The sequence below is a fragment of the Pantoea sp. AN62 genome (assembly GCF_050432985.1).
GTDB lineage: Bacteria > Pseudomonadota > Gammaproteobacteria > Enterobacterales > Enterobacteriaceae > Pantoea > Pantoea brenneri.
On record NZ_JBNPYB010000001.1, the window covers coordinates 497,988 to 511,717 of the forward strand.

The following is a 13,730-nucleotide window of genomic DNA, read 5'->3' on the forward strand; positions in this document are numbered from 1 at the left end:
AATGAATCCCGATAAGCTTACTCAGGTAAGTGACTCGGGTGAGTAAACGTGGCCAACAAAAATGCAGCCTGAATGACGACGGGTATAACAAGGGCGGCCTGGCTGCCCTCTCGATTGCTGAAACCGCGGCGCGGACAGACAGACTGAACCGGGTCGTTCCCCTGGTCCAGGAGAGAAAACGCCGTTCATCAATCTTCAGGGTAGCTTAGCTACCCTTTTTTACCGGAGCTCGTTATGGGTATCGATTGGAACTGGGGCATATTTCTCGAACAGGCCCCGTTCGGTAACACGACCTATCTCGGCTGGCTGTGGTCCGGTTTTCAGGTGACGATTGCCGTCTCCTGTTGCGCCTGGATTATTGCCTTCTGCGTAGGTTCACTTTTTGGCATTCTGCGTACCGTGCCTAATCGCCTGCTGGCGACCATTGGCACCTGCTATGTCGAACTGTTTCGCAACATTCCACTGATTGTGCAGTTCTTCTTCTGGTATCTGGTGGCCCCGGAACTGGTAGGCGAAAAGCTGGGCATGTGGTTTAAATCTGAGCTGGACCCCAACATTCAGTTCTTCATCTCATCAATGATCTGCCTTGGTCTGTTTACCGCCGCCCGCGTCTGCGAGCAGGTGCGTGCCGCCATTCAGTCACTGCCGCGCGGTCAGAAGAATGCCGGTCTGGCGATGGGTTTAACCCTGCCACAGACCTACCGCTATGTGCTGCTGCCAAACGCCTATCGGGTGATTGTGCCGCCAATGACCTCAGAGATGCTCAACCTGGTCAAGAACTCCGCCATCGCTTCGACCATCGGGCTGGTCGATATGGCGGCGCAGGCAGGCAAACTGCTGGACTACTCCGCACACGCCTATGAATCGTTCACCGCCATTACGCTGGCCTACATCGCGATTAACCTGGTGATCATGTTGTTAATGAGCCTGGTGGAACGCAAAGTGCGTCTGCCTGGCAACGGGGGAGGCAAGTAATGTACGAGTTTGACTGGAGTTCAATTACTCCCAGCCTGCCCTATCTGCTTAACGGCCTGGTGATCACCTTCAAGATCACCATTACCGCAGTGGTATTCGGGATTATCTGGGGCACGCTGCTGGCGGTGATGCGCCTGTCGACCCTCAAGCCAGTCAGCTGGTTCGCCAGACTGTACGTTAACCTGTTCCGCTCGGTGCCGCTGGTGATGGTGCTGCTGTGGTTCTATCTGGTGGTGCCGAGTTTTCTGCAGCAGGTGCTGGGATTATCGCCGAAAACTGATATCCGCCTGATCTCCGCCATGGTGGCCTTTTCACTGTTTGAAGCGGCCTATTACTCCGAAATTATTCGCGCCGGCATCATCAGTATTTCGCGCGGTCAGGGTAACGCGGCTCTGGCGCTGGGCATGACCCAGTGGCAGTCGATGAAACTGATTATCCTGCCGCAGGCGTTTCGTGCCATGGTGCCACTGCTGCTGACTCAGGGGATCGTACTGTTTCAGGATACCTCGCTGGTCTATGTCTTAAGCCTGGCGGACTTCTTCCGGACAGCGTCCACCATTGGTGAACGCGACGGTACCCAGGTTGAAATGGTTCTGTTTGCCGGTCTGGTCTACTTCGTTATCAGCCTGAGCGCGTCGCTGCTGGTCAGTTATCTAAAAAGAAAAAGGACGGTTTAAATGATTAGCCTGAAAAACGTTTCTAAGTGGTATGGTCACTTTCAGGTGCTGACCGACTGCTCTACCGAGGTTAAAAAAGGTGAAGTGGTGGTGGTATGCGGACCGTCCGGCTCCGGTAAATCGACCCTGATTAAAACAGTGAACGGCCTGGAGCCGATTCAGCAAGGGGTTATCACGGTGAACGGCACCGAAGTGAACAACAAAAAAACCAATCTCGCCCAGCTACGCAGCAAGGTCGGCATGGTGTTCCAGCACTTCGAACTGTTCCCGCACCTCAGCATTATCAATAATCTGGTGCTGGCGCAGGTGAAAGTGCTGAAGCGCGATAAAGCCGCGGCGCGGGATAAAGGGCTGAAGCTGCTCAATCGGGTGGGGTTATCGGCGCATGCCGATAAGTTTCCCGGTCAGCTGTCGGGCGGCCAGCAGCAGCGTGTGGCGATTGCCCGCGCGCTCTGCATGGACCCGATTGCGATGCTGTTTGATGAACCGACCTCCGCGCTTGATCCCGAGATGATTAACGAAGTGCTGGATGTGATGGTTGAACTGGCGCATGAAGGGATGACGATGATGGTGGTGACGCATGAAATGGGCTTCGCCCGTAAAGTCGCCAATCGCGTGATCTTCATGGATGAAGGCAAAATTATCGAAGACACCAACAAAGATGACTTCTTTAATAACCCGCAGTCTGACCGCGCCAAAGACTTCCTCGCAAAAATTCTGCACTGATTTTCTGAACGGGATCTTTTGCACCAGAGAAAGGCGGGCCCGGTTGCCCTGATGCTGGTCAGTTAAGGATAAATTTGCAAAGGCTGCCACGGTCAAACGTGGCAGCCTTTTTTCTGCGCGAGCGGGCCGGGGTGCGGGCCTGAGCACCTCTGCTGCTGCCGGGCCCTCCTCCCGCCGCTGACGCAGTGCCTTCGGCTTTGACGTCATGCCGACGAACCGTTCGCGGATCGGCCCTCCCTGGCCAGCCCCGAACTCTCCACGCTTCCCGACGTGGAGTTCTGGCCCAACGTCACGCCTCAGCGCTGCGGATAGCCCTTTCAGCAGCAGAGGCGCTCAGGCCTCCACTATTGTGCCCTTTTTAACAATACACACTGAAGTTTCAGAGCAGGCAGGGGTCGATCAGGGACAGGCAATCCGCAGCGCTGAGCAGAATGAGTCTGCCAGGAGAGCCCGCAGGACGCGGGCGAAAGGCGGGGCACCACAGGATGTGCCATCCCCGGCGGTCCGTCAGGCAGAGGAATGAAGTGAAGGAACCGCGCAGCGGCGCGAGGACCGCCAGCCCCTGAGCGGCACCAGACTGCGTTATCACCCATCGCTTAACTGCCCAGCATCAGGCCCGGTGCCCGCCAGATTTTCAGGGTTCGAAAGGCTGACGCTGGAACTGATCGTGACCACACTCCGGGCAGCGTGACAGCGTTTCCGGCGTGTAGATCGCCCGGGTGAAATGACATTTCTCACACACCAGATTACCCAGCCCCACCACTTCGCCGCTCTGATAGACGCCATGGTGATGCAGATCCTGAAACACCTCACGCCACTCAAGCTGGCTTTTATCGGTGATATCCGCCAGCTCTTTCCAGACGCTTTCACGGATGATGCGCATAAACAGCGAATCGGCCAGCGGCTCTTCAACATCGGTATAGCTGCGTGCAAACTCTTCTAAATCGCGGCGCACCGAGCTGAGCGCCTGATCGACCTCAACAGGCGTCAGATCCGGACGTGCCAGCAGCTGGCTGCGTCGCTCGCTAATCAGGCTATCAATATTCCGATCGCCCTGACGCAGACGCTCGGTCAGCACCGCTAACGACTCGCGATATTCCTGAGCCACTTTATTCATTTTGTTCTCCTTTATGTAGGTCATCGCTGGATTAAGTTTAGTCGCTTTGTGGTGTTTGCCGTGTCGTCTGTCAGTTGAATTACAAAAGGGTGAAGGCTTTGACGCTTTCGACACAAATCGCGCCAGCGAAAGTGGGAAATGTTGTTGATGCGCGGCCTTATGGGTATGCTATGCGGATCTTAACGTCAGCAAAGTGTTATTCATTAAGGACCACAGGCAGCCATGCAAGAGCAATACCGCCCGGAAGAGATTGAATCCCGCGTGCAGCAGCACTGGGATGAAAACGAAACGTTTAAAGTGACTGAGCAGGAAGGTAAAGAAAAATACTATTGCCTCTCCATGTTGCCCTATCCTTCTGGCCGCCTGCATATGGGCCACGTTCGTAACTACACCATCGGCGACGTAATCGCGCGTTATCAGCGTATGCTCGGCAAAAACGTGCTACAGCCGATTGGCTGGGATGCTTTCGGTCTGCCTGCGGAAGGCGCGGCGGTCAAAAACAATACCGCACCGGCGCCCTGGACCTACGACAACATCGCCTACATGAAAAACCAGCTTAAGCTGCTGGGTTTTGGTTATGACTGGAGCCGTGAACTGGCGACCTGTCAGCCGGAATATTATCGCTGGGAACAGTGGTTCTTCACCAAACTGTATGAAAAAGGTCTGGTGTATAAGAAAACCTCAGCGGTTAACTGGTGCCCGAACGATCAGACAGTACTGGCTAACGAGCAGGTGATTGACGGCTGCTGCTGGCGCTGCGATACCAAAGTTGAACGCAAAGAGATCCCGCAGTGGTTCATTAAAATCACCGATTACGCGGAAGAGTTACTGAACGATCTCGATACGCTGGAAGAGTGGCCTGAGCAGGTCAAGACCATGCAGCGTAACTGGATTGGCCGCTCTGAAGGGGTTGAGATCACTTTTGACGTCGCGGACAGCGAAGAGAAAGTTACCGTCTACACCACCCGTCCGGACACCTTTATCGGCGCGACCTATGTCGCGGTCGCTGCTGGTCATCCGCTGGCCACTCAGGCGTCGGTGAATAATCCGGCGCTGGCTGACTTTATCGCTGAATGCCGCAACACCAAAGTGGCCGAAGCGGAAATGGCGACCATGGAGAAAAAAGGCATGGCCACCGGCCTGTCCGCTATCCATCCGCTGACCGGCGAGCCAATCCCGGTGTGGGTCGCTAACTTCGTGCTGATGGAATATGGCACCGGTGCGGTGATGGCGGTTCCGGCACACGATCAGCGTGACTGGGAATTTGCCACCAAATACGATCTGCCGATTAAGCCGGTGGTGCTGAACCTTGACGGCAGCGAGCCAGACGTCAGCGCCGCGGCGATGACCGAGAAAGGCGCGCTGTTTAACTCAGGTGAGTTTAACGGTCTGGATCACGCCGCAGGCTTCAATGCGATTGCTGACGCGCTGGCCGCCAAAGGCGTGGGTGTGCGTAAAGTGAACTACCGCCTGCGCGACTGGGGTGTTTCACGTCAGCGTTACTGGGGTGCGCCAATCCCGATGGTCACGCTGGAAGATGGCACGGTTATGCCAACACCAGAAGATCAGCTGCCGGTGATCCTGCCGGAAGATGTGGTGATGGACGGCATTACCAGCCCGATTAAAGCCGACCCGGAGTGGGCAAAAACTACCGTCAACGGTCAGCCAGCGCTGCGTGAAACCGACACCTTCGACACCTTTATGGAGTCTTCCTGGTACTACGCGCGCTACACCTGCGCCAGCTACAAGGAAGGCATGCTGGATCCGGCGGCGGCGAACTACTGGCTGCCGGTCGATCAGTATGTGGGCGGCATTGAACACGCCATCATGCACCTGATGTATTTCCGCTTCTTCCACAAGCTGCTGCGTGATGCCGGTCTGGTTAACTCCAATGAACCGGCTAAGCGCTTGCTGTGTCAGGGGATGGTACTGGCAGACGCCTTCTATTACCTCGGTGCTAACGGTGAGCGTAACTGGGTATCGCCGGTCGACGTGAACGTGGAACGCGATGAGAAAGGCCGCATCGTCAAGGCGGTTGACACCCAGGGCCGCGAAGTGATCTACGCTGGCATGAGCAAAATGTCGAAGTCGAAGAACAACGGCATCGATCCTCAGCTGATGGTCGAGCGTTACGGCGCGGATACCGTGCGTCTGTTCATGATGTTTGCTTCCCCGGCCGATATGACGCTGGAGTGGCAGGAATCGGGCGTGGAAGGCGCTAACCGCTTCCTGAAACGCGTCTGGAAGCTGGTCTTCGACCACACCCAGAAAGGCACAACCGTAGCGCTTGATGTCGCCAGCCTTAATGATGAGCAGAAGTCACTGCGTCGCGATCTGCACAAAACCATCGCCAAAGTGGCGGATGACATTGGCCGTCGTCAGACCTTCAACACCGCCATCGCCGCAATTATGGAACTGATGAACAAGCTGGCACGTGCGCCGCAGGAGAGCGAGCAGGATCGCGCGCTGATGCAGGAAGCGCTGCTGGCGATTGTCCGTCTGCTCTATCCGTTCACTCCGCATGCCAGCTATGTTTTGTGGCAGACGCTGGGCGGCGAAGGGACGATTGATGAAGCCAGCTGGCCGGTTGCTGATGAAGCCGCAATGGTGGAAGATTCACTGCTGGTGGTGGTGCAGGTAAACGGTAAAGTACGCGGTAAAATTACCGTACCGGCCGATGCCACGCAGGAACAGGTTCAGGCACGCGCCGCCCAGGAGCATCTGGTGGCGAAGTACCTGGACGGCGTGACGATTCGTAAAGTCATTTATGTACCGGGCAAACTGCTTAACCTGGTCGTAGGTTAAGTTCAGGAGGAACTGTGCGACATCCGATTATCAGGCTGTTTGTCATGCTGGCGGTGGTGATCACCGCTGGCTGTGGTTTTCATCCGCGCGGCACCACTCAGGTGCCGAGTGAACTGAAAACCCTGATTGTTTCAACCGGCGATCCTTACGGTCCACTGGCGCGTACCGTGCGGCAGCAGCTGCGTATCAACAATGTGCGTATTGTTGAGGACAGCAAGCAGAACCGCACCGATATCCCGACGCTGCGTCTGGGTAGCGAAGCGCAGGGCCGCGATACCGCATCGGTCTTTATCAATGGCGGAACCGCTGAGTACCAGCTGGTAATGACCCTGACCGCCCAGGTGCTGCTGCCGGGCAAAGGCATCTATCCGATCAGCACCACGGTTTATCGTTCGTTCTTCGATAACCCGAATGCGGCGCTGGCGAAAGATGCTGAGCAGGACATGATTGTGCAGGAGATGCGCCAGCGTGCTGCCGAGCAGCTGGTGCGTAAACTGCTGACGGTCCATGCGGCACAGCTCAACAATAAAGATACCCTGCGCCAGTCAGCGATTCCGGTGCCGGGTCAGGACTCAGAGGAAGTCCCTTCTTCCTCTGCCACCAGTCTGCAATGATCAGGATTTATCCTGAGCAACTCAGCGCGCAGCTCCGTGAGGGGCTGCGCGCCTGTTATTTGTTGGCCGGTAACGAACCCCTGCTGCTGCAGGAGAGCGCAGACGCGCTCCGCGCGGCAGCGACAACTCAGGGATTCGAAGAACACTTCAGCGTCACCCTCGATGCCCAGACCGACTGGGAAAGCCTGTTTGTCAGCTGTCAGTCGCTGAGCCTGTTTGCCCAGCGTCAGACGCTCACCCTGCACTTCCCCGACAATGGTCCGAATGCCGCGATGGCTGAGCAGCTGGTTAAGCTGTCGCAACTGCTGCATGCGGATATTCTGCTGATTTGCCGGATGCCGAAGCTGACCAAAGCGCAGGAAAACAGCGCCTGGTTTAAAGCGCTTTCGGCCTCCGCCGTATTAGTGCCCTGTCAGACTCCAGAGCAGGCGCAGCTGCCGCGCTGGGTAGCGAACCGCGCCAAAGCGCTGAAGCTGGCGGTTGATGACGCGGCGGTGCAGCTATTGTGCTACTGCTATGAGGGCAACCTGCTGGCGCTGGCGCAGGCGCTGGAGCGACTGTCGCTGCAGTGGCCCGACGGCAAACTGACGCTGCCGCGGGTTGAAGAAGCGGTCAGCGATGCGGCGCACTTCACCCCTTTCCACTGGGTCGACGCGGTGCTGGCGGGCAAAAGTCGCCGCGCTCTGCATATCCTGCATCAGCTGGAGCGGGAAGAGAGCGAAGTGGTGATCCTGCTGCGTACCCTGCAACGCGATCTGCTGACGCTGCTGCATCTGCAACGTCACCAGGCGCAACAGCCGCTGCGTAATCTGATGGATCAACAGCGCATCTGGCAGAACCGTCGCGCCCTGTTTACCGATGCGTTACAACGGCTGGATGCGGCGCGTTTGCAGCGGGCAATCCATCTGCTGAGCCAGATTGAGATCACCCTGAAGCAGGATTATGGCCAGCCGGTATGGCCGCAGTTGCAAACCCTGACGCTGCTGCTCAGCAGCCGCGCGTTTCCCGCGAGTTTCGCTCATGTCTGAGTTACACGCGCTGTTTGGCGGCACTTTCGATCCGATCCATTTCGGGCATCTGCGTCCGGTTGAAGCGCTGGCGCAGCAGACCGGGCTGCAAAAAGTCACCCTGCTGCCGAACAATGTGCCGCCGCACCGTCCTCAGCCGGAAGCCAGCGCGACCCAGCGGGTTGCGATGCTGCGCTGCGCCATCGCCGGATTGCCGCTGTTTGACATTGATACCCGTGAACTGGAACGCGACACGCCTTCCTGGACCGTGACCACGCTGGAAAATCTGCGTGCCGAACGCGGCGCTCAGCAACCGCTGGGCTTCATCATCGGTCAGGATTCGCTGCTGAACCTGCCAAAGTGGCATCGCTGGCAGGATCTGCTGTCACTCTGCCACCTGCTGGTGTGTCAGCGGCCGGGCTATCCGACCCGGATGTCGTCGCCCGAAATGCAGCGCTGGCTCGATCAGCATCTTGCGCATGACGTAAAACAGCTTCATCTTCAGCCTGCTGGCCATATCTGGCTGGCAGAAACGCCGCTGTATGACATCTCCGCTACCGAGATCCGTCGCCGTCGCCATCACAACCAGTCCTGCGACGCCCTGTTGCCCGCTGCGGTTATCGATTATATCGACCGCGCAGGCTTATATCGCGACTGATCCGGGCATGCTATACTGCGCCGCTTAATTTTTTGGCTGCATAATCCGGGCTTACAGCCGGCTCGTCACCACCAGTTTTAGAGGGGAACCTTTTGCAAGGTAAAGCACTCCAAGAGTTCGTTATTGATAAGATTGATGATCTCAAAGGCCAGGACATTGTCACCATCGACGTTCAGGGCAAATCCAGCATCACCGATTTCATGATCATCTGCACCGGCACCTCCACGCGTCACGTCACCTCGATCGCCGAGCACGTTGAGCAGGAGTCCCGTGCGGCCGGCCTGATGCCGTTAGGCATTGAAGGCAAGAGCGCAGCAGATTGGGTGGTTGTCGATCTCGGTGATGTCATCGTGCATGTGATGCAGGAAGAGAGTCGCCAGCTGTACGAGCTGGAAAAACTCTGGGGCTAATCGGTGAAACTGCAACTTGTTGCCGTCGGCACCAAAATGCCTGACTGGGTGCAGACCGGTTTCATGGAATATCTGCGCCGCTTCCCGAAAGATATGCCGCTGGAGCTGACCGAAGTGACCGCGGGTAAACGCGGCAAAAATGCTGATATCAAACGCATCCTTGAAAAAGAGGGTGAGGCGATGTTAGCGGCGGTCGGCAAAGGCAATCGCATCGTCACGCTGGATATTCCCGGCCATCCGTGGGAAACCCCACAGCTGGCGCAGCAGCTTGAGCGCTGGAAGCTGGATGGTCGCGATGTCAGCCTGTTGATTGGCGGTCCTGAAGGGCTGGCGCCGGCCTGTAAAGCGGCGGCAGAACAGAGCTGGTCACTGTCAGCATTGACGTTGCCCCATCCGCTGGTGCGCGTGCTGGTGGCCGAAAGCCTGTATCGTGCATGGAGCATAACGACAAATCATCCTTATCATCGTGAATGACCGATCAGCCCACATCAGACATGACAAGTAGCGGATGAAATTACAAAGCAACGCCTTTCGCGATTACAGCGCCGAACAAAAACTCTTTGTCCGTCGGGCGTTTATCGCTTTCGTCGGTATCTTACTGCTCTCCTCGGTGCTGGTGGTTAACCTTTACCACCTGCAAATTTTACGCTTCGACGATTACAGCACCCGCTCAAACGAAAACCGCATTAAGCTGGTTCCGGTCGCGCCCAGCCGGGGCATCATCTATGACCGCACCGGCACGCCGCTGGCCCTCAACCGCACCATCTATCAGGCCGAACTGGTGCCGGAGAAAGTCGATAATCTGCAACAGACGCTGGATAACCTGCGTCCGATTCTCGAACTGACCGACGACGACCTCGAAAACTTTCAAAAAGAGCGTAAACGCTCGCGCCGCTTTACCTCTATTCCGGTAAAAACCGGCCTGAATGAGGTGCAGGTCGCGCGCTTTGCGGTGAATCAGTACCGCTTCCCCGGCGTGGAAGTCAAAGGGTATCAGCGCCGTTACTATCCGTTTGGTCAGACCCTGACGCACGTGGTCGGTTACGTGTCCAAAATTAACGATCGTGACGTTGCTCGCCTCGATAAAGAGGGAAAATGGCCTAACTACGCCGCGACCCACGATATTGGTAAGCTCGGCATTGAAGCCTATTACGAAGATCTGCTGCATGGCAAAACCGGCTTTGAAGAGGTTGAAGTGAACAACCGCGGCCGGGTGATCCGTCAGCTGCATGAAGAGTCACCGCAGGCTGGCCGTGATATCTATCTGACCATCGATCTTAAGCTGCAACAGTATATCGAAACGCTGCTGACCGGCAGTCGCGCCGCGGTGGTGGTCAGCGATCCGCGTACCGGCGAAATTCTGGCGATGGTTTCAACGCCGAGCTACGACCCGAATCTGTTTGTCGACGGTATCTCCAGTAAGGATTATCGCGGCCTGCTCAACGATGAAAACCGTCCGCTGTATAATCGCGCCATCCAGGCCGCTTATCCACCGGCCTCAACGGTCAAACCGTACGTCGCGGTCTCAGCCCTGAGTGCCGGCGTGATCAACCGCAATACCAGCCTGTTCGATCCAGGCTGGTGGCAGCTGCCCGGCTCTGAGAAGCGCTTTCGCGACTGGAAAAAATGGGGCCACGGCCGCCTGAACGTCACCAAAGCGCTGGAAGAGTCCGCCGATACCTTCTTCTACCAGGTCGCCTATGACATGGGCATTGACCGATTGTCGGAGTGGATGAACAAGTTTGGTTACGGCAGCCGCACCGGCATCGATCTGCCACAGGAGAGCGCGGGCAACATGCCGACCCGTGACTGGAAGCTCAGACGCTTTAAAAAGCCGTGGTATCAGGGCGACACCATCCCGGTGGGCATCGGCCAGGGTTACTGGACCGCGACGCCGCTGCAGATGAACAAAGCGATGATGATCCTGATTAACGATGGCGTCATCCGGGTACCGCATATGCTGCGCGCCACCCGCGAAGGGCGCACTCTGGTGCCCTATCGCCAGCCGCCTGCGGCACCGATTGGCGACATCCATTCCGGCTACTGGGAAATTGCCAAAGACGGAATGTATGGCGTGGCAAATCGCCCTAACGGAACCGCGCACAAGAGCTTTGCTGACGCGCCTTATAAAATCGCCGCCAAATCAGGGACGGCTCAGGTGTTTGGCCTGAAAGAGAATGAAACCTATAACGCGCATAAAATTGCCGAACGATTACGCGACCATAAGCTGATGACCGCGTTTGCCCCTTATGACAAACCTCGGGTCGCGGTGACCATTATCCTGGAAAACGGTGGCGCCGGACCGGCTGTCGGTACCGTCATGCGCCAGATTCTGGATCACATCATGTTAGGTGATAACAATACAGTTCTGCCGGACGCAGCCCCTGTGCCGCCCGGCTACGAAGGTGAATAAACATGTCGATGAACGATAGTCCGCAGAAACGATCGATCTGGATGCGCATCCATATCGATCCGCTGTTTATGCTGGTGATTCTCGGCCTGCTGATTTACAGCGCCGTGGTGATCTGGAGCGCCAGTGGCCAGGACCCGGGCATGATGGAGCGTAAAATCGGCCAGATCGCCATGGGCCTGGTGATCATGATTGTGCTGGCGCAGGTGCCGCCGCGCGTCTACGAAGGCTGGGCGCCCTATCTCTATATCATCTGCGTCATTCTGCTGATTGCGGTAGATGCGTTTGGGCAGATCAGTAAAGGTGCTCAGCGCTGGCTTGACCTCGGTATCGTCCGCTTTCAGCCGTCGGAGATCGCAAAAATTGCCGTGCCGCTGATGGTGGCACGCTTTATCAACCGCGATGTCTGTCCGCCGACGCTGAAAAATACCGGCATCGCACTGATCCTGATTTTTGTGCCCACCCTGCTGGTGGCGGCTCAGCCCGATCTCGGTACCTCGATTCTGATTGCCGCCTCCGGACTGTTTGTGCTGTTCCTGTCCGGTATGAGCTGGAAGCTGATTGGCGTTGCGGTGCTGCTGGTGGCGGCGTTTATCCCGATTCTGTGGTTCTTCCTGATGCACGACTATCAGCGTGACCGCGTGATGATGCTGCTCGATCCGGAAAGCGATCCACTGGGTGCCGGTTACCACATCATTCAGTCAAAAATTGCCATCGGATCTGGCGGACTACGCGGCAAAGGCTGGCTGCAGGGCACCCAGTCACAGCTGGAGTTTTTGCCGGAACGCCACACTGACTTTATCTTCGCGGTACTGGCGGAGGAGTTAGGACTGGTTGGGGTACTGGTGCTGCTGGCGCTTTATCTGCTGCTGATCATGCGGGGATTGATTGTGGCAGCCCGCGCCCAGACCACGTTTGGCCGGGTAATGGCGGGCGGTTTAATGCTGATTTTATTCGTTTATGTTTTCGTTAACATTGGCATGGTTAGTGGTATCTTACCGGTAGTTGGCGTGCCGTTGCCGCTGGTCAGTTATGGCGGCTCCGCGCTTATCGTGCTCATGGCGGGATTTGGCATTGTGATGTCGATCCATACTCACCGAAAAATGTTATCTAAAAGTGTTTAAGAGGCAGCAGATGCGTAAGGAATGGCTTGGCGTTGCACTGGCATCACTGGTTCTGGCGGCCTGTACCACGCCCGAACCCCAAAATACCGCGCCGCCGCAACCGGCCTATAATGGTCCGGTGGTAGAAATACCCGGCGTTGAGCCACGCTATGAGCCGATCAATCCCGGCACCAGCCAGGATTACAGCGTCAACGGCAAAAATTATCGCATCATTAAAGATCCGTCGAACTACAGCGAAGTCGGCCTCGCCACCTGGTACGGCGAAGAAGCGCAGGGCAACCGCACCGCCACCGGCGAAGCTTACGATCCTGACGCCCTGACCGCCGCGCACCCTACTCTGCCGCTGCCGAGTTACGTGCGCGTGACCAATATCGCCAATGGCCGCCAGATTGTGGTGCGGGTTAACGATCGTGGCCCGTATACGCCTGGCCGCATCATCGACCTGTCGCGCGCCGCCGGCGATCGCCTGAACATTTCCAACAATTCACGGGTTCGCGTCGATTACATTAAGGTCGCGCCGGATGGTACGCTCTCAGGTCCCGGCACCATCGGGACAGTAGTGGCGAAACAGAGTTATTCGCTGCCGGCTCGCCCGGATCTCAGCGGCGGCTCGGTGATGAGCGGCGGCAGCGCAGCCGCTTCTCAGCCGGTACCACAACAAAATGTTGAGGCGATCAGCAACAGCACTTTGCAGAGCAGTGACAACATGGGCGCACCGGTCCAGAGCAGTGGTTTTCTCGGCGCACCCCAGCCGTTAGCCAGCGGCGTACTGGAAAGCAATCAACCGCCAGCCAGCGCGCCAGCCGTAACGGCAGCGCCAGCCAGCGCCGCACCCGCTGCGGCCAGCCCGACGCAGACTGCTGTCGGCTATGTGGTGCAGGTCGGCGCGCTGAACGATCCGGCGCGCGCGCAGCAGCTGATGAAAAGCCTGAGCCAGCGTTATGGCGTGCCCGGCACGGTAGAAACGGCGGGCAATGTGTATCGTGTCCAGCTCGGCGGTTATCCGACCCGTGCCGAAGCGGCTGCGCTGCAACAGCGCCTGAGCAGTGACGGCCAGAACGCCTCATTTATTACCAATACGCGTCGCTGATTGAACGGTTACCGTTACGTCTGCTAACAACCCAATCATCATGCCCGATGCCGGAAAGCCAGCCATTGGGTATGATGAGTGACTTTTTTAACCTCAAAACCACGGATGTTGTAGTCC

Annotated in this window: 13 protein-coding genes; 12 read left to right on the plus strand and 1 reads right to left on the minus strand. The window is 57.1% G+C overall.

Annotated features, from left to right (window positions below):
* The first annotated feature begins 234 nt into the window (after positions 1 to 234).
* Genes FHW04_RS02435 through FHW04_RS02445 form a run of 3 tightly spaced genes read left to right on the plus strand, consistent with a single transcriptional unit; the run spans position 235 to position 2,378 of the window.
* The gene (locus FHW04_RS02435) at positions 235 to 975 is read left to right on the plus strand and encodes an amino acid ABC transporter permease (RefSeq protein ID WP_031374790.1); all 741 of its coding nucleotides are present in this window, start codon (positions 235 to 237) and stop codon (positions 973 to 975) included.
* Complete coding sequence (gene gltK / locus FHW04_RS02440) at positions 975 to 1,652, plus strand: glutamate/aspartate ABC transporter permease GltK (RefSeq protein ID WP_031374789.1); 678 nt, start codon at positions 975 to 977, stop codon at positions 1,650 to 1,652. The genes FHW04_RS02435 and gltK overlap by 1 nt, the downstream gene beginning before the upstream one ends.
* A complete protein-coding gene (locus FHW04_RS02445) occupies positions 1,653 to 2,378 on the plus strand; it encodes an amino acid ABC transporter ATP-binding protein (RefSeq protein ID WP_031374788.1) in 726 nt (241 codons plus the stop codon). It abuts the gene before it with no gap.
* 634 nt (positions 2,379 to 3,012) lie between these two features.
* Here the strand turns inward: FHW04_RS02445 and FHW04_RS02450 are convergent.
* Positions 3,013 to 3,495, minus strand: coding sequence for a zinc ribbon-containing protein (locus FHW04_RS02450; RefSeq protein ID WP_089561145.1), 483 nt, complete (start codon positions 3,493 to 3,495; stop codon positions 3,013 to 3,015).
* Positions 3,496 to 3,717: 222 nt separating this feature from the next.
* Between FHW04_RS02450 and leuS the strand changes: the two genes are divergently transcribed.
* The 9 genes from leuS (at position 3,718) to rlpA (ending at position 13,613) form a co-directional block, all read left to right on the plus strand.
* On the plus strand, positions 3,718 to 6,300 hold the full coding sequence (gene leuS, locus FHW04_RS02455) for a leucine--tRNA ligase (protein WP_031377202.1): 2,583 nt from the start codon (positions 3,718 to 3,720) through the stop codon (positions 6,298 to 6,300).
* Between the two features lie 14 nt (positions 6,301 to 6,314).
* The gene (gene lptE, locus FHW04_RS02460; protein WP_031377201.1) at positions 6,315 to 6,914 is read left to right on the plus strand and encodes an LPS assembly lipoprotein LptE; all 600 of its coding nucleotides are present in this window, start codon (positions 6,315 to 6,317) and stop codon (positions 6,912 to 6,914) included.
* On the plus strand, positions 6,911 to 7,942 hold the full coding sequence (gene holA / locus FHW04_RS02465) for a DNA polymerase III subunit delta (RefSeq protein WP_089561146.1): 1,032 nt from the start codon (positions 6,911 to 6,913) through the stop codon (positions 7,940 to 7,942). The genes lptE and holA overlap by 4 nt, the downstream gene beginning before the upstream one ends.
* Positions 7,935 to 8,579 (plus strand): nicotinate-nucleotide adenylyltransferase, encoded by a 645-nt coding sequence (nadD, locus tag FHW04_RS02470; protein WP_031377199.1) that lies wholly within the window; start codon positions 7,935 to 7,937, stop codon positions 8,577 to 8,579. Before holA ends, nadD begins: the two co-directional genes overlap by 8 nt.
* A gap of 92 nt (positions 8,580 to 8,671) precedes the next feature.
* Entirely contained in the window at positions 8,672 to 8,989 is a 318-nt protein-coding gene (rsfS, locus tag FHW04_RS02475; protein ID WP_031377198.1) for a ribosome silencing factor, read from the plus strand.
* Positions 8,990 to 8,992: 3 nt separating this feature from the next.
* On the plus strand, positions 8,993 to 9,463 hold the full coding sequence (rlmH, locus tag FHW04_RS02480; protein ID WP_031377197.1) for a 23S rRNA (pseudouridine(1915)-N(3))-methyltransferase RlmH: 471 nt from the start codon (positions 8,993 to 8,995) through the stop codon (positions 9,461 to 9,463).
* A gap of 34 nt (positions 9,464 to 9,497) precedes the next feature.
* Positions 9,498 to 11,402: a peptidoglycan DD-transpeptidase MrdA gene (gene mrdA, locus FHW04_RS02485; RefSeq protein ID WP_046288460.1), complete on the plus strand. Its 1,905-nt coding sequence runs from the start codon at positions 9,498 to 9,500 to the stop codon at positions 11,400 to 11,402.
* Between the two features lie 8 nt (positions 11,403 to 11,410).
* The gene (gene mrdB, locus FHW04_RS02490; RefSeq protein ID WP_046288546.1) at positions 11,411 to 12,523 is read left to right on the plus strand and encodes a peptidoglycan glycosyltransferase MrdB; all 1,113 of its coding nucleotides are present in this window, start codon (positions 11,411 to 11,413) and stop codon (positions 12,521 to 12,523) included.
* Between the two features lie 10 nt (positions 12,524 to 12,533).
* Entirely contained in the window at positions 12,534 to 13,613 is a 1,080-nt protein-coding gene (rlpA, locus tag FHW04_RS02495) for an endolytic peptidoglycan transglycosylase RlpA (RefSeq protein ID WP_089561147.1), read from the plus strand.
* Positions 13,614 to 13,730 lie beyond the last annotated feature (117 nt).